General features: G+C 44.1%; 28 protein-coding genes. 18 read left to right on the top strand and 10 right to left on the bottom strand.

Annotation, left to right across the window (positions count from 1 at the left end; all coding sequences use genetic code 11):
* Window positions 1–4 precede the first annotated feature (4 nt).
* The 3 genes from MUY27_RS02060 to MUY27_RS02050 form a co-directional block, all read right to left on the bottom strand.
* Window positions 5–628 carry a DUF6436 domain-containing protein gene (locus MUY27_RS02060; RefSeq protein WP_245128304.1) on the bottom strand — a complete coding sequence of 208 codons (624 nt, stop codon included), beginning with the start codon at window positions 626–628 and terminating at the stop codon, window positions 5–7.
* A gap of 366 nt (window positions 629–994) precedes the next feature.
* Window positions 995–2,431, bottom strand: a complete 1,437-nt coding sequence (pyk, locus tag MUY27_RS02055) for a pyruvate kinase (protein ID WP_245128303.1) — start codon at window positions 2,429–2,431, stop codon at window positions 995–997.
* An 86-nt stretch (window positions 2,432–2,517) separates the two neighbouring features.
* Window positions 2,518–2,937: an IPExxxVDY family protein gene (locus MUY27_RS02050; protein ID WP_245128302.1), complete on the bottom strand. Its 420-nt coding sequence runs from the start codon at window positions 2,935–2,937 to the stop codon at window positions 2,518–2,520.
* Window positions 2,938–3,087: 150 nt separating this feature from the next.
* Here MUY27_RS02050 and MUY27_RS02045 point away from each other — a divergent pair, with 150 nt between their 5' ends.
* From MUY27_RS02045 to rnc, 3 genes are read left to right on the top strand one after another with little or no spacing between them, the layout of a single operon-like run.
* Window positions 3,088–3,324 carry an acyl carrier protein gene (locus tag MUY27_RS02045; protein WP_008508386.1) on the top strand — a complete coding sequence of 79 codons (237 nt, stop codon included), beginning with the start codon at window positions 3,088–3,090 and terminating at the stop codon, window positions 3,322–3,324.
* A gap of 20 nt (window positions 3,325–3,344) precedes the next feature.
* Window positions 3,345–4,598: a beta-ketoacyl-ACP synthase II gene (gene fabF / locus MUY27_RS02040; protein ID WP_245128301.1), complete on the top strand. Its 1,254-nt coding sequence runs from the start codon at window positions 3,345–3,347 to the stop codon at window positions 4,596–4,598.
* A gap of 11 nt (window positions 4,599–4,609) precedes the next feature.
* Window positions 4,610–5,335, top strand: coding sequence for a ribonuclease III (rnc, locus tag MUY27_RS02035; protein WP_245128300.1), 726 nt, complete (start codon window positions 4,610–4,612; stop codon window positions 5,333–5,335).
* Between the two features lie 45 nt (window positions 5,336–5,380).
* Here rnc and MUY27_RS02030 read toward each other — a convergent pair whose 3' ends face one another.
* Complete coding sequence (locus MUY27_RS02030; RefSeq protein ID WP_245128299.1) at window positions 5,381–6,124, bottom strand: hypothetical protein; 744 nt, start codon at window positions 6,122–6,124, stop codon at window positions 5,381–5,383.
* 200 nt (window positions 6,125–6,324) lie between these two features.
* On the opposite strand from MUY27_RS02030, the gene MUY27_RS02025 reads away from it, so the two are divergent.
* From MUY27_RS02025 to MUY27_RS02000, 6 genes are all read left to right on the top strand, one after another.
* Complete coding sequence (locus MUY27_RS02025; protein WP_245128298.1) at window positions 6,325–7,200, top strand: YicC/YloC family endoribonuclease; 876 nt, start codon at window positions 6,325–6,327, stop codon at window positions 7,198–7,200.
* Window positions 7,201–7,303: 103 nt separating this feature from the next.
* The gene (gene gmk, locus MUY27_RS02020) at window positions 7,304–7,864 is read left to right on the top strand and encodes a guanylate kinase (RefSeq protein WP_245128297.1); all 561 of its coding nucleotides are present in this window, start codon (window positions 7,304–7,306) and stop codon (window positions 7,862–7,864) included.
* 99 nt (window positions 7,865–7,963) lie between these two features.
* Window positions 7,964–8,536, top strand: coding sequence for a nicotinate (nicotinamide) nucleotide adenylyltransferase (gene nadD, locus MUY27_RS02015; RefSeq protein ID WP_245128296.1), 573 nt, complete (start codon window positions 7,964–7,966; stop codon window positions 8,534–8,536).
* 30 nt (window positions 8,537–8,566) lie between these two features.
* Window positions 8,567–8,746: a hypothetical protein gene (locus MUY27_RS02010; RefSeq protein WP_245128295.1), complete on the top strand. Its 180-nt coding sequence runs from the start codon at window positions 8,567–8,569 to the stop codon at window positions 8,744–8,746.
* The gene (locus tag MUY27_RS02005; protein WP_245128294.1) at window positions 8,737–9,051 is read left to right on the top strand and encodes a type II toxin-antitoxin system RelE/ParE family toxin; all 315 of its coding nucleotides are present in this window, start codon (window positions 8,737–8,739) and stop codon (window positions 9,049–9,051) included. Before MUY27_RS02010 ends, MUY27_RS02005 begins: the two co-directional genes overlap by 10 nt.
* A gap of 57 nt (window positions 9,052–9,108) precedes the next feature.
* On the top strand, window positions 9,109–9,708 hold the full coding sequence (locus MUY27_RS02000) for a MiaE family protein (protein WP_245128293.1): 600 nt from the start codon (window positions 9,109–9,111) through the stop codon (window positions 9,706–9,708).
* Between the two features lies 1 nt (window position 9,709).
* Here MUY27_RS02000 and MUY27_RS01995 read toward each other — a convergent pair whose 3' ends face one another.
* Entirely contained in the window at window positions 9,710–11,308 is a 1,599-nt protein-coding gene (locus MUY27_RS01995; protein ID WP_245128292.1) for an FAD-dependent monooxygenase, read from the bottom strand.
* Window positions 11,309–12,019, bottom strand: a complete 711-nt coding sequence (locus tag MUY27_RS01990) for an SAM-dependent methyltransferase (protein WP_245128291.1) — start codon at window positions 12,017–12,019, stop codon at window positions 11,309–11,311.
* Between the two features lie 57 nt (window positions 12,020–12,076).
* Here MUY27_RS01990 and MUY27_RS01985 point away from each other — a divergent pair, with 57 nt between their 5' ends.
* Window positions 12,077–12,793, top strand: a complete 717-nt coding sequence (locus MUY27_RS01985; protein WP_245128290.1) for a hypothetical protein — start codon at window positions 12,077–12,079, stop codon at window positions 12,791–12,793.
* A gap of 85 nt (window positions 12,794–12,878) precedes the next feature.
* Here the strand turns inward: MUY27_RS01985 and MUY27_RS01980 are convergent, their stop codons facing one another.
* The 4 genes from MUY27_RS01980 to MUY27_RS01965 all read right to left on the bottom strand — a co-directional run bounded on the left by MUY27_RS01980 (window position 12,879) and on the right by MUY27_RS01965 (window position 16,321).
* Complete coding sequence (locus MUY27_RS01980) at window positions 12,879–14,135, bottom strand: pyridoxal phosphate-dependent aminotransferase (protein WP_245128289.1); 1,257 nt, start codon at window positions 14,133–14,135, stop codon at window positions 12,879–12,881.
* A 40-nt stretch (window positions 14,136–14,175) separates the two neighbouring features.
* On the bottom strand, window positions 14,176–14,913 hold the full coding sequence (locus MUY27_RS01975) for an acyl-CoA desaturase (RefSeq protein ID WP_245128288.1): 738 nt from the start codon (window positions 14,911–14,913) through the stop codon (window positions 14,176–14,178).
* A 173-nt stretch (window positions 14,914–15,086) separates the two neighbouring features.
* Entirely contained in the window at window positions 15,087–15,542 is a 456-nt protein-coding gene (locus MUY27_RS01970) for a ferritin-like domain-containing protein (protein ID WP_245128287.1), read from the bottom strand.
* A 119-nt stretch (window positions 15,543–15,661) separates the two neighbouring features.
* Window positions 15,662–16,321 (bottom strand): hypothetical protein, encoded by a 660-nt coding sequence (locus MUY27_RS01965; protein ID WP_245128286.1) that lies wholly within the window; start codon window positions 16,319–16,321, stop codon window positions 15,662–15,664.
* 301 nt (window positions 16,322–16,622) lie between these two features.
* On the opposite strand from MUY27_RS01965, the gene rplM reads away from it, so the two are divergent.
* From rplM to MUY27_RS01925, 8 genes are all read left to right on the top strand, one after another.
* Entirely contained in the window at window positions 16,623–17,066 is a 444-nt protein-coding gene (rplM, locus tag MUY27_RS01960) for a 50S ribosomal protein L13 (protein ID WP_245128285.1), read from the top strand.
* 17 nt (window positions 17,067–17,083) lie between these two features.
* Window positions 17,084–17,470: a 30S ribosomal protein S9 gene (rpsI, locus tag MUY27_RS01955; protein WP_245128284.1), complete on the top strand. Its 387-nt coding sequence runs from the start codon at window positions 17,084–17,086 to the stop codon at window positions 17,468–17,470.
* 18 nt (window positions 17,471–17,488) lie between these two features.
* Window positions 17,489–18,313, top strand: a complete 825-nt coding sequence (rpsB, locus tag MUY27_RS01950; RefSeq protein WP_245128283.1) for a 30S ribosomal protein S2 — start codon at window positions 17,489–17,491, stop codon at window positions 18,311–18,313.
* A gap of 147 nt (window positions 18,314–18,460) precedes the next feature.
* Window positions 18,461–19,312 carry a translation elongation factor Ts gene (gene tsf, locus MUY27_RS01945; RefSeq protein ID WP_245128282.1) on the top strand — a complete coding sequence of 284 codons (852 nt, stop codon included), beginning with the start codon at window positions 18,461–18,463 and terminating at the stop codon, window positions 19,310–19,312.
* A 159-nt stretch (window positions 19,313–19,471) separates the two neighbouring features.
* A complete protein-coding gene (nagA, locus tag MUY27_RS01940; protein ID WP_245128281.1) occupies window positions 19,472–20,587 on the top strand; it encodes an N-acetylglucosamine-6-phosphate deacetylase in 1,116 nt (371 codons plus the stop codon).
* A gap of 24 nt (window positions 20,588–20,611) precedes the next feature.
* On the top strand, window positions 20,612–21,316 hold the full coding sequence (gene pyrH, locus MUY27_RS01935; protein WP_245128280.1) for a UMP kinase: 705 nt from the start codon (window positions 20,612–20,614) through the stop codon (window positions 21,314–21,316).
* A 124-nt stretch (window positions 21,317–21,440) separates the two neighbouring features.
* Window positions 21,441–22,004: a ribosome recycling factor gene (gene frr, locus MUY27_RS01930; RefSeq protein WP_245128279.1), complete on the top strand. Its 564-nt coding sequence runs from the start codon at window positions 21,441–21,443 to the stop codon at window positions 22,002–22,004.
* 69 nt (window positions 22,005–22,073) lie between these two features.
* Window positions 22,074–23,837: an ABC transporter ATP-binding protein gene (locus MUY27_RS01925; protein ID WP_245128278.1), complete on the top strand. Its 1,764-nt coding sequence runs from the start codon at window positions 22,074–22,076 to the stop codon at window positions 23,835–23,837.
* The last annotated feature ends 2 nt before the right edge of the window (window positions 23,838–23,839 follow it).

Raw genomic sequence — 23,839 nt, 5'->3', positions numbered from 1 at the left:
TATTTCAGTTAGCAGATGCGGCCAAACTACAACCGTAAGAGCGTAGGGCTAATTCATCAAATGATACCTCTTTTTGGTCCAGCAACCCGTCTATCGCCTGCCGGGCGTAGTTGGTGCGTTCCTGTGTACAATAGCGGCTGCTATTATAATTACCGCGGTAAAACAGCCGGCTGTCCCGGCCAAGAAGTACCGCCTGCGGGGTAGAATAAACGCCGCACCGCCTGGCAAGCCTGGTATCAAACAAAACCGGTATTTGCAGCGAGAATTGCTGCTGTATCTGCTGCTGCGTAAACTTCTTTTTGCTAATCACCACCACGGCAAAATCTACCTGTGTGCCATAGCGCGATGCCAGTTCTTTAAAAGCTTTTATATTAAAGCGCGAACACGGGCAATCGGGATTAAAAAAATGGAGAAATAGCGGTTTGCTTTTCTGCTTCAGGTGTATTTCGTTCTTATCTAAAGAAATCTTCACACCCTTATTAACCGCTTTATACCCGGCAGGCACCGGCGTAGGTAGGGTATACTGCCACTCGTTATACCAAAACAATCCGCCTATACAGGAAAGAATGCCAATAAGCCATATCACGGCAAATGCTTTTCTTTTTGTAGCGCTATTTCTAAAATTCATCCGCAACTTCATATACATGCTGAAAGCATCCTAACCATGACATATTGCCCTATCCTGCCACACACAGACAAAAAGCAGTTAATCAACATTAGAAATGCCAATTTAATTTCCCCGACCGGGGTTAATTGTATCCGTAAATTAAAGTAGTTAAAACTGTGAGAAAGGAATCATATGCAATATAATAGCCTGCAGTAATTAATCTACAAAAAAAGATACAACTATTAGAGGTATTCTGTTTTGATCGCAATAAGCAAACTGCTGTTTTTACACTCGCTTGTCAAAACCTATGTCAACAGGAATAGCTATGCAACAAAAAAGGGAACAACTTTTACGTTATTCCCTTTGATATTTTAAAGTTCCGGGTAGTTATTCAACTACGGTCACTTTCAGCATATTGGTTTTTCCTTTAGCGGCAATAGGCACGGCTGCGGTGTTAATTACTACGTCGCCGGTTTCTACCAGGTTTTCTGTTTTCAGGATGTTGTTCACATCAGCAATGGTCTGGTCGGTACTTTCCAGGCCGTCATAATAAAAGGCCTTTACACCCCAAAGCAGGCTCAGCGCATTTAACAATTGCTGGTTAGCGGTGAAAATATAAGTATTAGCTTTCGGGCGGTGGCTTGAAATTTCAAAAGCGGTATAACCAGAAGTAGTCATGGATACAATGGCTTCCGCGTTGGTATGCTCGGCCAAGTAAACGGCAGATTCACAAACCGCATCGCTCAGGTAGTTCTGAGAAGATGGGTCGATGTTAGATACCTTATGGTTATAGAACGGATAACCGCGTTCTTCCACATTGCGCACAATTTTCGCCATGGTCTCGATCACGATAAGCGGGAACTCCCCTACTGAAGTTTCACCGCTTAGCATCACTGCGTCAGCGCCATCCAGTACAGAGTTTGCCACGTCATTCACCTCGGCACGGGTCGGGCGTGGGGTAGTAATCATAGACTCCAGCATCTGGGTAGCTACAATCACCGGCTTAGAAGCCTCGCGGCATTTGCTCACGATCATTTTTTGCAGCAAAGGCACTTCTTCTAAAGGCATTTCAACACCCAGGTCGCCACGGGCAACCATCACGCCGTCGGTAGCAGCAATAATGGCGTCGATATTATCAATTGCTTCCGGCTTTTCAACTTTAGCAATTACGCGGGCAGCGTTATTATTACGGTTGATAATGCGTTTAAGCTCGATAATGTCTTCTGCGTTGCGCACAAAAGAAAGACCGATCCACTCTACATTATTTTTCAGTACAAAATCCAGGTTAACCAAATCTTCTTCGGTTAAGCTTGGGATAGATACCTTCGTATTAGGCAGGTTAACGCCTTTGCGTGATGTCAGGATACCGCCGTGAAGCACTTCGCAAATTACAGTGTCCTTACGGTTGGTCTCGATCACTTTCAACTGCAGTTTACCGTCGTCAAGCAAAATGGTCTCGCCGGCGCGTACATCCTGAGGGAAAGCTTCGTAAGTAATATAGATCTGGTCGTCATCGCCGATACACTCATTGGTGGTAATCTTGATATGTTTACCGTTCACCAAATGGATACCGCCATCTTTGACCAGCCCGATACGGATCTTAGGTCCTTGTAAATCGGCCAGTATACCTACGTTCAGTTTATACTTTTCATTAATCTCGCGGATCATGTCTATCACCTTCTGGTGATCTTCTGGTTTACCGTGCGAAAAGTTCAACCGGCATACATTAACACCTGCGCGTACCATGGCTAACAATACATCTTTCTTTGCTGATGCCGGGCCCATGGTAGCCACAATTTTGGTTCTGTTATAGGATAGTTTCATATGTTGAGGTTAACTGGCTTGCTTAATTTTTATATGGTTAATTTTAATTAGGGTGACGTCTTAGTGTGTTTTTTACAAATTGGTCGCTAAAATAAAAGATTTTCACGGGATTTAATTTTTTTTGGATCAATCTTTACTGCCGCAACCACATCCGGTATCTTATTTAACATGGTAATAATATCTTCAAGATCCTGCGGATCAATATAATTCTTGATCATCAGGAAATAATCTATCCCGCGCATCTCGGGTATCAACAAACCGTCAGAGCCCCTGTTCGCGATAAAATAAAAATCCGTTTCGCTGGCTTCCCAATAATGGTTATAGATATTAAATAGTACCGGCTGATTATTATGGTGCAGGTCTAAGGCCAGATCTGGCTGGCGGGTAAAATTAAAACCGGGCTGCTTATTAATATAATAGCATAGCCTGTAATCTTTAAGGGATGATGTGATGGCGATGAGCACAAAATCCAGATCAATCTCGAACTTTAAAATCCGCTTGTTCAAAGTCAATTAATAGTGGTGGTAAAGCTACTAATAGAAACCGGAGGGATAAAATTTTGTTATTTATAGTGCAAAGATTTTAGATTTGATATTTAATAGAATTTGACTTTCTTTGCACAGAAAATTTATTTAATCAATTAAACATCAAAGACCATGTCTGATATCGCTTCAAGAGTAAAAGCTATTATCGTAGAAAAATTAGGTGTTGACGAAAGTGAAGTAACACCAGAAGCAAGCTTCACCAACGATCTTGGTGCAGATTCGTTAGACACCGTGGAGTTAATCATGGAGTTTGAAAAAGAATTTAACGTGGCTATTCCTGACGATCAGGCTGAGACTATTGGTACTGTTGGCCAGGCTATCGCTTACCTTGAGAAAAACGTTAAATAAGCTCCTCTTACTACGTTTAAATGGAGTTTAAAAGAGTTGTAGTAACCGGGCTTGGCGCACTTACTCCAATTGGTAATAGCGTTTCAGAATACTGGAACGGTTTAATCAATGGAGTGAGTGGAGCTGCCTTTATCAAGAGTTTTGATACCACAAATTTCAAAACTAAGTTTGCCTGTGAAGTAAAGGGGTTTGATGCCGATGCCTTTTTAGGAAGGAAAGACGCACGCAAACTTGACCCTTTTGTACAGTATGCCCTCTATTCTACAGAAGAAGCAGTAAAAGATGCCGGCTTAAACTTTGAACAGCTGGATACCAACCGTATCGGTGTGATATGGGGTTCGGGTATCGGCGGTTTAAAAACCTTTTTAGATGAAGTAGTAAACTTCGCTAAAGGTGATGGCTCGCCTCGTTTCAACCCATTCTTCATCCCAAAGATGATTGCAGATATTGCCCCTGGCCATATCTCTATTAAATACGGATTGCGCGGACCAAACTTTACAACCGTTTCTGCCTGCGCATCATCCAATAATTCGCTTATAGACGCTTTCAATTATATACGTTTAGGTAAAGCTAACATGTTTATTACAGGCGGTTCTGAAGCGATCATCAACGAAGCAGGTATTGGTGGTTTCAATGCCATGCATGCGCTGTCAACCCGTAACGAAGATCCGGCTACGGCTTCCAGGCCATTTGATCTGGACCGCGACGGTTTTGTTGCAGGCGAAGGTGCAGGTACCATCATCCTTGAAGAGCTGGAACATGCTAAAGCCCGCGGTGCGAAAATCTACGCCGAGATGGTTGGCGGTGGCATGAGTGCAGACGCTTACCACATGACAGCCCCTCACCCGGAAGGTTTAGGTGCTGCCCTGGTAATGAAAGCAGCGCTTGAAGATGCAAACATGACACCTGCTGATATCGATTATGTAAACGTACATGGTACGTCTACCCCGATCGGCGACCCGCAAGAGGTTAAAGCGATAACCGATGCTTACGGTGACGAAATTTACCGCATCAATATCAGTTCTACCAAATCTATGACTGGCCACCTTTTAGGTGCCGCCGGTGCTGTAGAAGCAATTGCCGCAATCCTGGCCGTTAAAAACGATATGATTCCGCCTACGATCAACCACTTTACGGATGATCCGGCGTTCGACCCAAAAATCAATTTCACATTTAATAAAGCTCAACAACGTACAGTGCGCGCTGCCCAAAGCAACGGTTTTGGTTTTGGCGGCCATAATGCCTCTGTTATTTTTAAGAAGTTCGAAGATTAAGTGTGTATTGAATGCCAGTAAGACGGTTTTATAAGCTTTACTTATCTCCAAGCAGAACTTACGTCAAAACATTAAAAAATTTGCTCGGCTTTGTGCCGGGCAATTTGTCTTTATACCGTTTGGCGTTCAGGCATAAGTCTGTGGCGCAAAACGTACGTAAGGGTGTTAAAAACAGCAACGAGCGATTAGAGTTCCTGGGCGATGCCGTATTGGGCAGCGTAGTAGCAGAAGTGCTGTTTAAATTGTACCCCTATGAAGACGAGGGCTTTCTGACAGAGCTGCGTTCGAAAATTGTAAACCGCGCTAACCTGAACCAATTAGCACGTAAGTTGGGTTTTGAAAAGCTGATTGAATATGATAACCGCATGATCAGCGGCACCCGCCAGGGGTCGTTGTTAGGTGATGCCTTTGAGGCTTTGGTTGGCGCGGTATACCTGGATAAAGGTTACGATTTTACCAAAAGCTTCCTGATCAGCCATATCATTAAACCCCATATTGATATCCACACGCTCGAGCAAACCGAGACCAATTTTAAAAGTAAGCTGATTGAATGGTGCCAGCGCCATGGTAAAGACGTAACTTTTGAACTGGTCACTAACGAGGAGGGTGAAAGCGCCAAGCTATTTACCATCAGGGTGAACATCGATGGTGAAACCATGGGTACCGGTAAAGAATTCAGCAAAAAACACGCAGAAAAATTAGCTGCCGAAAAAGCTTGCGAATCGTTGGGGATCTAACAGCATCATCAACCCCTTTTTGAAATCAGCGAACTCTTAAGAACCTTACGGCTGCGCCTTCGTCCCAAACACTTCCGCGGCAGACTGTCCTTCCTTATCCGCCGATTTATAGCCCTCGTATGATCTTTTAATGAACTGGATCAGATCATAATCATTCCATTTTTTTACCTCGTCTATGGTCGGGCTGTAGTTGTTCATAAACTTTTTCACCTCGGAACCGGTGAGTCCGGTAACCTGGGTTACCAACTGGGGCGTATAACGCCTGTTAATCTCTGTCTGCTGCATTTCATCCTTGGCGTATTTCGCAAAGTTGCGCCGGTTCTTCGCGTCGCGGCCAAACAGTTCATGCAATCCGGTTAATGGCGACGCGGCATAGGCCAGTGCTGAAGTTTTCTCGTTAAAGTAGAGCCCTTTCTTGCGGTAATCGGCCATTACATCATTCAGTTCCTGCTTTTTACTCTGCCCCATCACATTTACCTGGTTCAGTTTGATTTCGGGCAGCATGGTCAGGTACATGGTGCTGTAACTGGCTATAGATTGCTTTAGGGTGGTCAAGCCTTCCTTTTCGAAAGTCAGGGTATCACCGGTTATCACCTTGGCGTTAAACTCGCCGTACAGGTTAGAAGTAGTAACCGCCTTTGTGCGCGTATTGGTAACAGTGACACCGGCTATCTTTTCCAGCATCCCTTTCTTAAATAAAATACCCCGCACGCTTTCCTCTTGCTGCGCTAACGAGAAGAGCGGAAACAGCAAACAAAGCAGCAGGTATGGAAAAAACCTTTTTAGCATTATGGTAAAGATAATAGTTATAACGTAACTGGTTAGTTAAAAAGTGTTAAGAGAACTTTTTCAATGATAATTGTGTCATTTGTCATTGTCATACACGTTACCGATATACCAGATGCTTTAGAATTTAATGGGATTACTGAGCAAATGACGAATGACCTAATGACCAATGAACTAATGAACCAATTTTCCTATCTTTGCACATGTTAAAGTCTATGACAGGGTACGGCATTGCAGTATCCGACTCTGGCAGCACCAAGTACACGGTGGAGATCAAATCTCTGAACAGCAAATTTTTAGAGCTGTCCCTGCGTTTGCCCAAAGCTTTCTCTGAAAAAGAATTCCAGTTACGTACGGAATGTAACAAGCAGATAGAGCGTGGCAAAGTTAACCTCACAATCACCGTTGAACAAGCCGACACTACCAACAATGCTGCCGGTATTGATACAGCCCTTTTAAAACATTATTACGAGCAGCTAAAGTCTGTAAGTGAAAGTTTAAATGAATCTACCGGAAACCTGCTGCAGTTGGCATTAGGCTTACCAGAGGTGGTGAAATATAAAGAGGAAACCGTTTCTGAAGACGAATGGAAAGTTGCGGAAGGCGTTTTTCGCCAGGCACTGGCAGCATTCCAAAAGTTCAGAGCAGATGAAGGTACCGTACTGGAGGAAGAGTTGAAAGGCCGCGTAACACTGATCCTTCAAAACCTGGAGCAGGTAGTCATAGAAGAGCCTAAACGTGTGGCACAAGTTCGCGAACGTCTGGATAGTTACCTGGCCGAAGCTGTCGGCAGGGAAAACGTAGATCAGAACCGTCTGGAACAGGAGCTGATCTATTACATCGACAAGCTGGATATTACCGAAGAAAAGGTCCGCTTGAAAAGCCATTGCGAATATTTCCTGGAAACGCTGAAAAGCGCCGATGCGAATGGCAAAAAGTTAGGCTTTATCTCGCAGGAAATCGGCCGCGAAATTAATACCCTTGGCTCTAAAGCAAATGATGCCGCTATCCAGAAATTGGTAGTGGGCATGAAAGAAGAACTCGAAAAAATTAAAGAACAATTGTTAAATGTACTATAAAGATGTGCAGATGAGTAAATATACAGATTTGCAAATGACAAACCTATCATAGCCATTTCATCTATCTGCACATTTGCACATCCGCATATCTACACATAAAAAAATGGGCAAACTCGTTATATTCTCCGCTCCGTCGGGTGCAGGTAAAACCACCATCGTACATCACCTGCTTTCGAAAATCCCTCAGCTAGAGTTCTCTATATCTGCTACCACGCGCGAAGCACGCGGCGAAGAACAGCATGGCAAGGACTATTACTTCATCAGCAAAGAAGAGTTTTTGCACCGTATTGCTAAAAAGCAGTTTGTAGAATTTGAAGAAGTTTACACCGGCACCTTTTATGGCACCCTCCGCGAAGAGATTGAGCGGATTTGGGCTAAAGGCAAAACGGTAATTTTTGATATCGACGTTGAAGGCGGGCTCCACCTGAAACGCAAATACCAGGATCAGGCCCTGGCGATATTCGTTCAGCCACCATCGCTTGAAGTGCTGAAAGAGCGCCTTTCCGGCCGGGGGACAGACAGCCCGCAGAAACTACTGGAGCGCTTTGCCAAAGCTGAAAAAGAGCTGAATTATGCACCGAAATTCGACGTGATCCTAAAAAATTACGAACTGCAGGTGGCCTGCGACGAAGCAGAGAAACTGGTAACGGATTTCATAAGCTAAGCTTAGTTTCGATACTATTTCTTCAAACAAAAAGTTTCTGTTTTAAAATAATGTTAATATATTGGTTATTGTATTAACGTTTTAATATAACCCCGGCAGATGAAAATAGGCTTGCTTTTCGGCTCGTTCAACCCCATACATATTGGCCATTTAATAATCGCCAATTACATGGCTAACCATACCGAGCTGGATAAAGTGTGGCTGGTGGTATCTCCCCAAAACCCTTTTAAAAAGTACAGCGATCTCATCAATACTTACGACCGGCTGGAGATGGCGCGCCTCGCTACAGACAATGCCGAGAATATAGAAGTAAGCGACGTGGAACTGAAAATGCCGCAACCGTCTTACACTATTGATACGCTTACTGCTCTGAAAGAGAAATACCCGCAGCATGAGTTTGCACTGATTATGGGGTCTGATAACCTGGTATCGCTACACAAGTGGAAGAACTATAAGCTGATCCTGCGCGATTACCGCATTTTTGTATACCCACGCCCGGGCTATGAAAATGCCGAACTGGCCAGCCATCCGTCCGTCACCATCACGATGACACCGCTAATGGAACTTTCGGCAACGTTTATCCGACAGTCGATAGCAGCAAAGAAGAACGTACAATTCTTTGTTCCGGACACCGTTCTGAAATTTATAGAGAACAAAAACCTTTACCGGTAAAGTTGTATCTTTATAGAAAGGGACAATGCGATGTTAACAAAGCAGATAGTTAAAGAAATGGTAGATCATTTACCCGATACTTTTACGGTAGATGATGTAGTGGGAGAACTGATCTTATTAGATAAGATAGATCGGGCAAAAAAACAATTTGAGCAGGGAGAATATCTTTCAGAAGAAGAATTTGATAGAGAAATTGACTCATGGGAGTAAAAATAGTTTACTCAAGAGAGGCGCTGGACGATATTAAAGAAATCTATGCTTTTATCAAAAAAGGTTCTGTCAAATACGCTAAGCTAGAAGTTAATTATATCCGGAGCTTTATTAGCAAGCTAAAGCATGACATCTACTTAGGTAAGCCTTTCCCTAAAGCAGGAACTTCGGTAAGAGAGGTTATTTTTCGAAATTACAGAATATTCTACGACGTACTATCTACCTCTGATCTTCTTATCCTTACCATTCATCACCACGCAAGGTCTTTATCCAACAATCCCGCATTTAAAGAAGACGACGAGTAATTCCTGACTCTTATCTCTTGATTCTTGTCTCTGAAAACTATCAGCTATCTTTGTACCGTGAGCGAGAAAACCATCCTTAAACTGCAATTGCCTACAGATCCGCGCTGGGTAACCAATGTGGTGGAGAGCAATATCGAAGAAATTCTGACCGACCATGCTTTTTGCGAGCAGAAAGCAGCCAGCAATGCCATTACACTGATTGTTCAAAACCCCGAACTTTCTGACCTGGTGCAGGAAATGGCCGCTTTAGTTCAGGAGGAGATGGATCACTTTAAACGCGTACACGATATTATTCTGGAGCGGGGCTATACGCTTGGCCGCGAACGGAAAGATGATTATGTGAACGAACTGCTGAAGTTCTTGAAGAAAGGCGGTTCGCGCCGCGAAATGCTGATAGACCGGTTATTGTTCGCTGCCATGATTGAAGCGCGCAGCTGCGAACGCTTCAAAGTGCTTTCAGAAAACATTAACGATCAGCAATTAGCAGAGTTTTACTACGAACTGATGATCAGTGAAGCTACTCACTATACTACCTTTATCCGCCTGGCAAAAAAATACGGTGAAGGGATTGATGTTGAGGGTCGCTGGCAAGCTTTCCTAGCTTATGAAGCAGAAGTGATTAAAAACTACGGTAAAAAGGAAACCATACACGGTTAAATTATTTATCCGCCCGTATTAATCCTGCTGTAAACTGCAGGTAATTGTTGATGACATCGATATCTGCGCTGTCGCACATAAAACCGATATGCCCATCCGGCCGAACAATGATCGTTTTATTATGATTTTGCTTTACCTCTAACTGGTAAAATACAGGCCAGTTGCGTTTGGTGAGCGGCAGGTAAAAGAAATTTAAACCTGAGCCGTAAAAATGGGTGATCCAACGCGCATAGTTCAACAGATCCTGCTCGGCCATCTGTCCCATTAATATCAGCGTAAAACCAGGTTTACTGCACCATGCCTGCAGGTCGGTTTCTTCCTGCTTCTTTTCGTCGTACAGTTTCAAGTAAGGCAACCTGTCGCCGGCCTTATACCTGCTGGAATGGCTCAGATCAATACTGATCGGGCTATGCCTGTAACTGATTCCCGTCTGCGATAACCTTTTAAAGAAATTCTTCCTGATGCCATCGTTCCCCCACAACCACGAGATCACTTTTGGCAAGAGCCATTTTTTACCCAATTGCATCATAGGCGACTTCGACATCAGCAGCTTAAAAGCCCGGTCTGTGGTTTGCAACAGCTCCCTTGCCACCGGCATCCGTTCCGCAGCATAAGTCTGCAGGATTTTTTCCTCCAGTTTACGATTGATCACTCCAGCCAGTTTCCAGGCCAGGTTATAAGCATCCTGCAAACCGGTGTTCATGCCCTGGCCACCTACGGGCGAGTGGATGTGTGCTGCATCGCCGATCAGGAAACTTCTTCCGGAACGGAACTCTTCTGCCATACGGTGATGCAATTTGTAGGTAGTAAACCAGCGGCATTCCTTAACCCTAAATGTCGTTTTAGTTACCTGGCTAATTTCGGGAAGAACATCGTCCAGCGTTAATTCCTTGTCCTGTAGCTTTTCCGGCACTGCGCCTATGATCCGAAATCCCCCAGGTTCTGCTGTCGGGAAAAAGCCTGCAAATCCTTTGTCCGATAAATGAAGATCGATGAAATCGTCTTGCTGATCAGCAATAACATCGGCCAGGTAAAACAAACTCGGGTAAGTATCGCCTTTAAAGGCAATGCCCAATTGCTTACGAACCGTACTATGTGCCCCATCTGCACCAATCACCCAATCTGCGGTGATTTTCACCTCGGCACCTTCAGATATGAGCAAGGCTTCTGCCAGCGTATTATTCTGCGAAAGCTGTTGCAGCGTCGTATCCCAATAGATCGCAACGGCATGCTGCGTAAGGTAGTTGATTAATGTACGTTCGTTTTTACTTTGCGGGTAAATGAACACATAAGGGTAGGGTGTTTGCTCTTCCCCGATATCTTTAACCGGGAAAATGCCCTTTCTTTTCCCTTCATAATAGAAATTCAAACCTTCTGCCGGCTTACCTTCCTTCAGCACTTCATCTGCAATACCCATTTGCCGGTAGATCTCCAGCGTACGTGCCTGAACTGCCAAAGCCCTGGTATGGTTGGTCGGCCCTTTTTTATTGTCGATAACGACCGGCTGTATGCCGTAACGCAGCAACTGCGCAGCCATCATCAGGCCGGATGGGCCTGCTCCTACAATGAGTACCTGGGTGTGCCGTTCGGTTAACTTCATTTAAGCATGGAATAGTAGAAAGATGGTCGGCTTTTTATGCAGGTCTGGCGGTTGTTTTTTCCAAGCTGCAATGGTCTGCGTTTTTACCAGCTCATCTTCTGCTGTTAAATTACAAGCAATGCAAAGCCGGGTAGCCGGTTTGCACGATTTCAGTATTTCTTCTAATAACTGGTTATTTCTGAACGGCGTTTCTATAAATAATTGGGTTTGTTTAAACCGCTCGGCAAATCCTTCTAACTCCTTAATCCGTTTGCTTCGCTGGGCTTTGTCAATGGGCAAATAACCGTGGAAACTAAAGCTTTGCCCGTTAAAACCCGATGCCATCAGTGCCAGCAGAATAGAGCTTGGCCCCACTAAAGACACTACCTTGATCCCTCTTTTATGCGCCTCGGCTACAATGTCTGCACCTGGATCGGCTACGCCGGGGCACCCGGCTTCACTCATTAAACCTGCATCGCGGCCGGCCGTCAAACCTGTAAAAAAAATACTGATATCAGCATTACGATTATGCTTGCCATAATCATGGATCACCAGTTCGCTTTGCGGCGTTTTCAGTCCGGCTTCTTTTAAAAAACGGCGGGCCGTCTTCTCGTTCTCAACAATGTATTCAGATATATTGTTAATGGTTTGAACCAGGTAAGGCGTAAAAGATTTCGCCGCTGCAGCATCAGCAAGCGGAACCGGGATAAGATATAACGTTCCGGCAGGCATATTGCAAAAATGTTATTTTTAATTTAATTTAAGGCTAACAGAAGGAGGTTAATCTGTATGAAGTCTTTAGGTATAAATTGGTTTATTGACGGCTACATTGATTTCGAACTAAAAAAGTACATTTTGTTGGATTATCTGCAGGAAATTAACCGGCATTTTGATAAAAGTCGGCTCTACCCAAACCTTGCAGACCTGATCTTTCACTACAACAATCTGCTGGAATTTAAAGAGAACAAATCTGTACTACAGCAAGCGTTTCCTCAACGGCTAACTAAAGCAGATATTGATGCAGTGAAGCTAACTTATGAGAAGATCATTCAGGATGATGCGAACATGCGCGAAATAGAGCGCATTATTAGCTATGCATTGTATAAAATGGACCCGGCGATAAAAACAGGCAAAGAGCTTTATGATTTTGTAGAAAGCCGGATCAATATAGATCCCGTGGGCGTGGTACCGTTAACACCTTTCTATGGCTATTTTTCGTTGCGGAACGGAAAGGAGAAAACCAATTGGGTGTACGAATACCAAATCACCATCTTCGAAAGCAAGGAAGACCGCTACCGTGGCATCAACGTAGAATTTGTGGAGACCTACGAACAGGGTTTAGTGAATACCCCCGAAGCCCTGAAGCGCGACCTGATACGTAAAAGAAAGCACTTGCCTAACCCCGCCGTTTACTATGTGCATACGGATATTACCTTCCCGCTGGAACAAACCTTACTACCGGTGGCCAAGCGAAGTTTGGTGAAGTATATTTCGAATGCCGCGTAAGGCCCCACCTGTATCCTCCCCAGAGGGGGAGGAATTCATAAAAACAAAAAGCCCTCTCCTTCTGGAGAGGGTTGGGAGAGGCCTTTTATTTCAACTTGCTTAATGCTTCCCTTATTCTTGGGATCATCTGCTGAATTTCTTCAGGTGTAATGGTACCTACCGAAGCACGGAACCAGTTTACTTCGTGCCCGGTACCAAATGCAGAGAACGGCACTAAGGCCACGCCTGCATTTTTGATCAGGTAAAAGTTTACATCGGTGGAATTATTCAATACGGTACCCTCTGGTGTGGTTTTACCGGTGAAATCTAACTTGATGGTTAAATAAATAGCACCCATCGGTTCGATCGCATCTACCGCGAAACCTTCGCTCTGCAATTGTTTAATACCTTCATACAAGGCTGTTAAACTTGTCTGTACCCTGCCTTTAAAGTTAGCAAGGTAGGCATTCAGTTTATCCGTCTGGATCAGGTATTTCGCCATCGCTACCTGTTCTGCCTTCGGCGCCCAGGCACCCATATGGCCTACAATGGCTTTCATGTGGTTCACTACTTCAGCCGGGCCAAAGCCCCAACCCACGCGCACGCCTGTTGCGGCCAGGCATTTAGATGCACCGTCTACAAAGATGGTATAGTCTTTTAATTCGGGGCGTAAGCTTACGGGGTTAAAATGCTGATGACTGCCAAACGTCAGTTGCGAATACATCTGATCATACAGGATATATAAAGGCTTCTCGCCTGCTGCACGGCTTTTGTTCTCGGCAATTACCAGGTCGCAAATTGCTTCCAGGGCTTCGCGGGTAAACATGGTACCGGTTGGGTTTTGTGGCGAACACAAAGCCAGCAAAGTAGCGCCTTTTACATGCGGAGCGATCTGCTCTGCTGTCGGCATAAAATTATTCTCGGGCGTAGTGGTAATCAGTACCTCTTCTGCACGGGTAAGGTTGCAATAGTGATTATTGTTCCATGAAGGGATAGGGAATATCACCTTATCACCCGGATCTACCAGTGCCAGGTAAGTAGAGTAGATCAACGGACGTGAGCCTCCTGAAATCAGGATCTCGCTCGGGCTGTAATCTAATCCGTAACGCTCTTTAATAAAGCCCGAAACGCTTTCACGCAGATCCAGCACACCGTCTGCCGGTGGGTAATTGGTCTGGTTTTGATGGTAGGCTTCAACAATACCCACCTTCAGTTCTTCGGGGATCGGGTAAATATTTGAATCAAAGTCGCCGATAGTAAGGTTGGCTATATTCTGACCTTGTTTTTTAAGTTCGTTAATTTCACCGGCAATCTTAATAATCTCAGAACCGGTAAGGTTTTGTGCTAATAGAGATACACTCATGGTATATATTACAATAAAGTATGAAGGCCAATGCCTTTTATTAGGTTAAAGCAGGTTTACGCAGGCGGATGATCCGGGTCCAGTGCAATACTTTCATTACCGGGTAAACAGGATCAAACTCGAACCAGCGCGTTGCAAAGTTAGGTTTATTCGGATGACGGTGATGGTTGTTCTGGAACAACTCGCCTAACATAAAAAAGTCGAAAGGCGTCGTATTGCGAGATTTATCGTTGTTATCAAAGTTGGAATAACCGTATTTATGTCCGCACCAGTTCACAATCGCACCATGGATCGGCCCCATCATAAAATGGATAGGTAACAACAGGTACATCCACCAGGCGGTAGCAAACTGCATATAAAAAGCTACATAAAGCAAGCCCCAGCCTAAACGGGCATACCAGGTAGAACCGTAATAGTCTAACAGGCGCCATTCCGGATAATTGCCTTTAAAGCGTGCTTCCGGCTCTTTCAATTTGCGTTCATGTTCACGGAAGCTGATCACCGTACGCCACATCATCTGAAATACATCTGTAAAAAAATGGGGCGAGTGCGGGTCTTTTTCCGTATCGCTATACGCATGATGCTCGCGGTGCATAATGGCGTAAGCGCGGGGATTCAAGAACGAAGATCCCTGGCAAACGAAAGTCAATACGTGAAAAGTACGTTCAAAAAACTTATGCGTTGTAAACATTTTGTGTGCTGCGTAACGGTGCAGGAAAAATGTTTGAAAGAACAGCGACAGAAACCAGTGCGCTAAAAAGAAAATAAGAATAACCACCTGAAATTGTATAAATTAAAAATAAACTGCAAACCTAACAAATTGAAAGCGAAAAAGGTGTTGCTACAAAGAGCTAATTATACTAACGATTGTTGGTGATAAAAATTACAGGCATAAAATGCAAAAAGCCGCTTTTGACAGCGGCTTTTTGATCTGAAAGGTATTCTACAGAATTACTTAGCGGTATCGCGCAGCAACTTAATACGGTCATGCTCCATATTGATTTCTTGTGCTTGTGCAGCTACCACGCCTGAAACTTCCGGCGATAGCTCGCCACCCTGAATCGCCTCTGTGTAAGCTTTCTTGATGCTGTCTTCGCCACGTTCACATTCGCCCAGGATGCCTGCACGGTCATGCCCGGTAAACATGGATTTAATATCGATCCATACACGGTGAATGGCACCGCTGGTCATTTCGCCTTTCTCATAATTGCTGCCTAAACCGGTAATGCAATCATTCAGCTCCTGGCTAAACTTACGGCTTTGCTCTGCATACTGCTGGAACAACGGCTTCAGATCTGTATCGTTATCAGAAAGTTCTGATGATGCTTTTTCAAAGCCTTCTGCACGTGAGTTATTCAATTCAACAAGTTCGCTTAGAACTTCTACTGATTTTTCAATGGTTTCCATAATAATAGATTTGGTTTCAACATTTAATATTACCATCGGTAATACAGCAGAAGAAAAACAATTAATATGCCAGTTAGAGCAATATTCTTAGAAGTTTTAACTTTAGGTTAAAAATATTTTCAATCAACTTTTATCGCATAGTCCACTAAACGCATATAAGTTGGCTTACCCTGTAAACTGGCATCAACCTCTATAATGCCGATCCCCCTGGCTACATAGAAATCATAAGTAGCCCAGGTGATATTAGAAGAACTGGTAGTGGTGTACTGTAACACCCCGGTAGTGTGGATCACATGCTCATAAGTTTTGCTATCAATGGTTTTAGAAATATCTTTCTCTACGATGGTTGTGGTCATCACCACCTTACGTCCGTTGATCGCGTTATCGCCCGCAGGCACCGTCCACTGGTAGCCCACCTTTGCGGTATCATTTAAAAAGCTGAAGTTGAAATCGCCGTAACCGGGCACATTACTAATCTGGTTATAATCGTGTCCATTTACGGCGTAATAAACCGGTATAGATGGAAAATATTTAGATGCCATCTGCGCAATGAAGTAAATTTTACCCTGCATTGTTTGCTTATCAGGCGTCATTGTAACGGTTACGGTATCCGTGCGCGGGTAATTAATCGCGTATTTCCACCAGCTGCCCGTAGTTTGCGGCAGGTAGGTAGCAGCTACTTCTTTGATCTTGGGGTTTACCAGGTCTTTGTCTTTTTTACAGCCGATTATAGCTGTGCTTAGTGCTGCAATGAGCACTGCGTGTACAAATCTTCTCATAGGTGTGATGTAAAGTGAATTAAGAAACCAGTAATTACATCTTTAGATTAATATTGTTTCTCCAAGAGAAATCAAATTAACCTGATTAAAAATCACACCTCCGGAAAAGCATATTTCCAGCAATCGTAGTCTCTCGTCCTGCCCTGCTGCAGCATCGCCAACAGAATTACTTTATAAATAGCGTTATCATCACACCAAAATTTCCTCTTCAACTACTTGTTAATTAAACAGAAACCTGTATCTTTGCAGTCCCGAAAAATGCGGGGTATTAAAAACGTTTAATTAATTTAATTTAAAGCAAGTGAATACGTTAAGTTACAAAACTGTCTCAGCCAACAAAAAGACCGTTAACAAAGAATGGGTTGTTGTTGACGCACAAGGCGAGATTTTGGGGCGCTTGTCTTCTAAGATCGCAGCGATCATCAGAGGAAAACACAAGCCAGGGTTCACCCCAAACGTAGACTGCGGTGATAACGTTATTGTTATTAATGCAGACAAGGTAAAACTGACCGGAAACAAATTTGGCGACAAGCAATATGTTTCTTATACTGGTTACCCAGGTGGTCAGCGTTTCATTTCTCCTAAGGAGTTAATGGCAAAACATCCGGAGCGTGTAGTTGAAAAAGCTGTACGTGGTATGTTACCTAAAAATCGTTTGGGCCGTGCCTTATTTGGAAACCTGCATGTTTACGCAGGCGCCGAGCATCCGCACGCTGCACAAAACCCTAAAACCATTAACTTTTAATTTAAGGAGACAAACAAATGCCAACAACTAACACTTCAGGCAGAAGAAAAACAGCAGTTGCCCGCATTTACCTAAGCGAAGGCAGCGGCAACATCACCGTTAACGGTAAAGATTACAAAGAATACTTCCCAACACTTCCTTTACAATACATCATTAACCAGGCTGCTTTAGTATCTGGTAACGAAGGTAAATTTGATGTAAAGGTAAATGTTGCAGGTGGTGGCGTTAAAGGACAGGCAGAAGCCGTTCGTTTAGCTATCGCTAAAGCTATTGTTGAACTTGATGCTGAAAAGAAACCTGCATTACGCGCTAAAGGTTTAATGACCCGCGACGACCGGATGGTTGAGCGTAAAAAACCAGGACGCAGAAAAGCACGCAGAAGATTCCAATTCAGTAAACGTTAATTTCAGGAGGACACAACAATGGCAAGAACAACATATCAGGATTTACTGGACGCTGGTGTACACTTTGGTCACCTTACCCGCAAATGGGATCCGAAAATGGCGCAGTACATTTTCATGGAGCGTAACGGTATCCACATTATCGATTTAAATAAAACTTTAGTAAAGGTTGAAGAAGCTGCTTCAGCTATCAAACAAATTGTAAAATCAGGACGTAAAGTACTTTTCGTAGCTACTAAAAAGCAAGCGAAAGACATCGTTGCTGAACATGCAAAAACAGTAAACATGCCTTACGTAACCGAGCGTTGGTTAGGTGGTATGTTAACTAACTTTGCTACCGTACGCAAGTCAATCAAAAAGATGTCTAACATCGATAAACTGACTAAAGACGGTACTTACAACAACCTTTCTAAAAAAGAGCGTTTAATGATCCAGCGTGAGCGCGTGAAGTTAGAAAACCTTTTAGGTGGTATTTCTGACCTGAACCGTTTACCTGCAGCGCTTTTCCTGATCGACGTTAAGAAAGAGCACATCGCTGTTTCTGAAGCATTAAAGTTAAACATCCCAACCTTTGCAATGGTGGATACCAACTCTGATCCTTCTAACATCGATTTCCCTATCCCTGCAAACGACGACGCTACTAAATCAATCTCTTTGATCACCGGTATCATTATCCAGGCTATCCAGGAAGGTTTAGACGAGCGTAAACGCGAGAAAGAGGATGAGGCTGAAAAAGAAGCAGCAGCTTCTAAAGCTAAAGCTGACGCACCAGAAGCTGAAGGCGGTAAAAGAACCCGCAAAGTAGCTGCTGAAGCTGAAACCGAAGCTCCTTCTACTGAAGAGTAATTTTGAAATACGGAATGGTGAGTTGTAGATAGTTGATATTTACGGCTCATCATTTTTTCATAAAAACTTAAAATGTAACCCGGTTACAGGTCATAAAAAGTTGCTAACTCGCAACCTTAAACTTGTAACTCACAACTCATAAACAATATGTCTACAGTACAAATTTCTGCAGCAGATGTAAATAAACTGCGCCAGCAAACCGGTGCCGGTATGATGGACTGCAAAAAAGCTTTAACTGAAACCAATGGCGATTTTGAAGCTGCTATTGATTATTTAAGAAAAAAAGGCGCTAAAGTTGCCGCAAGCCGTCAGGACCGCGAGTCTAACGAGGGTGTGGTTATTGCCCGTACCAACGAAGATGGTAGCAAAGGTGTAATTATCGCTTTAGGTTGCGAAACAGACTTCGTTGCTAAAAATGCCGATTTTGTTGCTTTTGCAAACGCTGTAGCTAACGCTGCTGCCCAACATTTACCGGCTACTGTTGAAGAATTAAACAACCTTGAAGTTGATACCGAAACCAGCCGTGTTAAAATTGGCGAAGCTATTTTAGACATGACCGGTAAAATCGGTGAGAAAATCGGCATCACTTCTTACGAAGTGTTAGTTGGCGAAAAAGTAGTTGCTTACATCCACGGTAACTTCCGTTTAGGTGTATTGGTTGCTTTAAATGCTAACCCTGCCGGTGCTGATGAAGCTGGTAAAGATGTAGCGATGCAAATTGCTGCAATGAACCCAATTGCTGTTGATAAAGACGGTGTTGATTCATCTACTATCGAGCGCGAACTGGAAATTGCTAAAGAGCAGATCCGCGCTGAAGGTAAACCAGAAGAAATGGTTGAGAAAATTGCACAAGGCAAACTGAACAAATTCTACAAAGATTCAACCCTTTTGAACCAGGAGTTTGTGAAAGACCCTTCTAAAAATATCGCTCAGTTCCTGAACGGAATTGAAAAAGGCTTAACTGTTACCGCCTTTAAGCGGGTAGTTATCGGAGCTTAATTATTTTGATCCCCTCATGAAAATGAGGGGATTTTTTTTGCCCTGATTTTTCGGACTGTCATCCTGAGGCTCTCGAAGGATGAGCGGTGGCCAACACACCATGTTTCGAGTGCCTCAACATGACATCTTTACTTATATCTATTACCATCTACACCACCTATGCAAACTGCCCTGTATAACCTTCGCCTGATAGATAATGGTACCATCACCACCGGTAAAGCAATTCTGATTGAAGGGAAAACCATTAAGGCGATCATTAACGAAACGGAAATCCACGAAGGTGTCGAGAAAACAGACCTGCACGGCGTTTATGCTGCGCCGGGTTTAATAGATCTGCAGATCTACGGAAGCGGTGGAAAGTTATTCGGCGGTATACCTACCGTAGAAGCTTTAGCGCAAATGGAGCAGGATATGCTAAACCAGGGGACTACCGGTTTTATGGCAACCATTGCTACCAATAGCGATGAAGTGGTAGAAGAAGGTATCGCGGTAGCAAAAGCTTACCGTCCGCAGGCTAAAGGCAACTTCTTAGGCTTGCACCTGGAAGGGCCTTTTCTGAACCCTATACGCAAAGGCGCCCACCCGGAACAATACATCCAGAAAGCTACGCTTGAAAAAGTAAAACGCTGGATCGAATACGCCGAAGGCGAAGTAAAAATCATGACCACTGCGCCTGAACTGCAGGATCAGGAAGTGATTGACTATCTCGACAATAGCGGTGTGATCATCTCCTCCGGGCATAGCAACGCCACCTACCAGGAAGGCAAAACATTTTTAAACAAACCAATTAAGGCTGTTACGCATTTATATAATGCCATGCCGCCTATCCACCATCGCCAGCCGGGCTACATTCCGGCAATATTTGAAGAACGTCCTTTTACCAGCATCGTTGCAGATGGTGTCCATGTTGATTTTGCCATGATCAGGATGGCGAAACGCATGCTTGGCGATAAACTCTTCTTGATTACGGATGCGGTAACCGCCGCAACAGAAGGCACCTACCAGCACCAGTTTAAAGGCGACCGCTATGTAATGCCGGATGGTACGCTCTCCGGTTCGAGCCTTACTATGCTGAAGGCTGTAGAAAACTGCGTAAAAGAAGTTGGCATCGCGCTACCGGAAGCCATCAATATGGCAACGCTTTATCCCGCTCAGCTGGCCGGTTTAAACAAAGGCCGCTTAGCTGCAGGGTACGATGCGGATATAATTATTTTTAATGATAACTTTGAGGTGATGGGCACCTGCCTGCACGGCAAACTGTTACCTCTCACATAAATTACGATTAATCAATAACTTACAATGAAATACAAACGGATATTACTAAAGCTTAGCGGTGAATCTTTAATGGGCGAAAAGCAGTACGGTATAGATAACAACCGCGTACAGCAATATGCCCACGATATTAAAAGCGTATTTGATGCAGGCATAGAAATAGCCGTTGTAGTAGGCGGAGGAAACATTTTCCGTGGTTTAAGTGCAGAAAAAAGCGGCATGGAGCGTGCACAGGCAGATTACATGGGTATGCTGGCCACCGTAATTAACTGTATGGCGCTGCAAACCGCACTGGAAGGCATCGGTGTGGAAACCCGCTTGCAGTCTGCCATCAAAATGGAACAGATCTGCGAACCTTACATCCGCCGCCGTGCCATTACCCACTTAGAGTCTGGCCGTATTGTGATATTCGGTGCAGGTACCGGTAACCCATACTTTACAACAGATACCGCAGCTTCGCTTCGCGCCATTGAAATAAAGGCCGACGTTGTTTTAAAAGGAACGCGTGTGGATGGTATTTATACCGCCGACCCTGAAAAAGATCCTTCTGCTACCCGTTACGACGAAATTTCTTTCCAGGAAGTTTACGATAAAGGCCTGAACGTAATGGACATGACCGCCATTACCCTTTGCCAGGAAAACAAACTGCCGATCATTGTATTCGACATGAATAAACCCGGCAACTTTGAACGTATCGCCAACGGTGAAACCATCGGAACCCTGGTGAAATAATTTTTTAGAGGCCAGAAGCCAGAGACAAGAAGCCAGACAAAAGCCAACTTTGAAAGAAGTCTTGATTCTTGCTTCTTGTCTCTTGCTTCTAATACATATATTTGCACGATTAAAATAGTACACAATGAGCGAACTCATTAAAAAACAGCTTAACGACGCAAAGGCTTTAATGGAAAAAGCCATTGATCATACTGACAACGAATTAAGCAAGATACGCGCTGGAAAAGCTACCCCATCTATGCTTGATGGTATTTCGGTAGATTACTACGGCACACCTACCCCGCTGAGCCAGGTAGGTAACATCAATACCCCGGATGCACGTACCATTTTGGTACAGCCCTGGGAAAAATCTTTACTGACCGCCATTGAAAAGGCCATTAAAGAAGCAGACCTGGGTATCAACCCTCAGAACGATGGTGTGGTAATCCGTTTAAACGTGCCACCACTTACCGAAGAGCGCCGCCGCGATTTAGTAAAAAAAGTAAAGGCTGAAGCCGAAAATGGTAAAGTTGCCGTTCGCAATATCCGTAAAGATACCAACGCCAAAATTCAGAAACTGAAATCTGAAGGCGTATCTGAAGACGAGATCAAAACCGGCGAAGGCGAAGTTCAGAAACTGACTGACAGCTACATTGTTAAAGTTGATAAACTTGCCGAAGCGAAAGAAAAAGATATCATGACGGTTTAATCATATAAACCTAATGTCAAATTAAAGGGAATGAGCGTTTTGCGCCATTCCCTTTTTTAATTTTGTTAAATGAAATTGCTTTTATCCTACCTATCCCGTCACCGTTGGGTTGTAGTGCTTGCACTTGTCCTGGCCGGCTTTAATATTGGTTTTTCCCTGCTCGATCCATATATCACCGGTAAAATAGTAGACCGTGTGATTGAAAAACGTAACGATCTGAATTACGAACAGTACATCCATAACGTGCTGTTACTGGTAGGTGCTGCCATCGGCGTAGCCATGGTATCTCGTATCGCTAAAAACTTCCAGGATTACTTTACCAACATCATCACCCAGCGCGTTGGCGCTGCGATGTATGCAGACGGATTAAAACACTCGTTAGAACTGCCTTACCAGGTTTTTGAAGACCAGCGCAGCGGCGAGACGTTAGGCATTTTACAAAAGGTTCGGATAGACTCCGAAAAGTTTATTACCTCGTTTATCAGCGTATTGTTCGTTAGCCTTATCGGTATGGTATTCGTTATCGTTTATTCCGTAACGGTAAGCTATAAAGTTACGCTGGTCTACTTTGCAGCCATCCCGGTGATTGCTTTTGTAAGTATGGCGCTCAGCCGTCGAATCAAGACCATACAAAAGAAAATCGTTTCAGAAACTACGGCATTAGCCGGTTCTACTACAGAATCGCTGCGGAATATCGAATTGGTAAAAAGCCTGGGCCTGGCTAAACAGGAAATTGAGCGATTAAACAAAACCACGTACAAGATCCTGGATCTGGAGCTGAAAAAAGTAAAATACGTACGCAGCATGAGCTTTGTACAGGGCACCACCGTTAACCTGGTACGCAGTATTATGGTGGTAGTATTGCTGGTGCTCATCTTCAAAAACACCATCTCGCCCGGCCAGTATTTCAGCTTCCTGTTCTACTCGTTCTTCCTGTTCAACCCGCTGCAGGAGTTAGGCAACGTGATCCTTTCGTGGCGCGAGGCGGAAGTATCTTTAGGTAACTTTAGCCGTATCCTGAACACGCCGATAGACGAAAAGCCTGTCAAACCGGTGATGATTGAGAAGGTTAGAAAACTGACTTTTGACAGCGTAACTTTTAAGCACTTAACCGCTAACCGCAATGCGCTTAACCATATCAGTTTCGAAACCAATACCGGCGAAACCATCGCGTTCGTCGGGCCGTCAGGTTCGGGGAAAACAACCCTGGTTAAGCTCCTGGTAGGCTTGTACCAGCCATTAAAGGGCGATGTGCGCTACAACAATGTACCAAGTAAAGAGATTGATCTGGACCAATTGCGCGAGAAGATCGGCTTTGTAACGCAGGATACCCAGCTGTTCTCGGGAACTATCCGCGAGAATTTGAAATTCGTGCGCCCCGATGCTACCGATGAAGAGTGTATGCAGGCCTTGCACCGCGCTGCCTGCCAAAGCTTGCTGGCCCGTGCAGATAATGGTTTAGATACTGTAATTGGCGAAGGCGGGGTAAAAGTATCCGGCGGTGAAAAGCAGCGTTTATCTATCGCAAGGGCGTTACTTCGTCGCCCGGATATCCTGGTATTCGACGAAGCTACCTCCGCTTTGGATTCATTGACCGAAGAAGAAATAACTGAAACCATCCGCGATGTTTCGGTGTTAAAAGATCATATCACCATCCTCATCGCCCACCGCTTATCTACCATTATGCATGCCGATCATATCTACGTGTTGGAGAAAGGCCACATCGTAGAATCTGGAAAACACCATGATCTGCTACAGCAAAAGGGTTTGTATTATGCAATGTGGCGGCAACAGATTGGCGAGAAATATCATACAGAACCAATTACAGACTAATA

Origin of the sequence: Mucilaginibacter straminoryzae, assembly GCF_022953055.1 — a bacterium.
GTDB classification, from domain to species: Bacteria; Bacteroidota; Bacteroidia; order Sphingobacteriales; family Sphingobacteriaceae; genus Mucilaginibacter; species Mucilaginibacter straminoryzae.
Note: the sequence above shows the minus strand (reverse complement) of the source record. Positions and strands in the feature narration are given on the sequence as shown.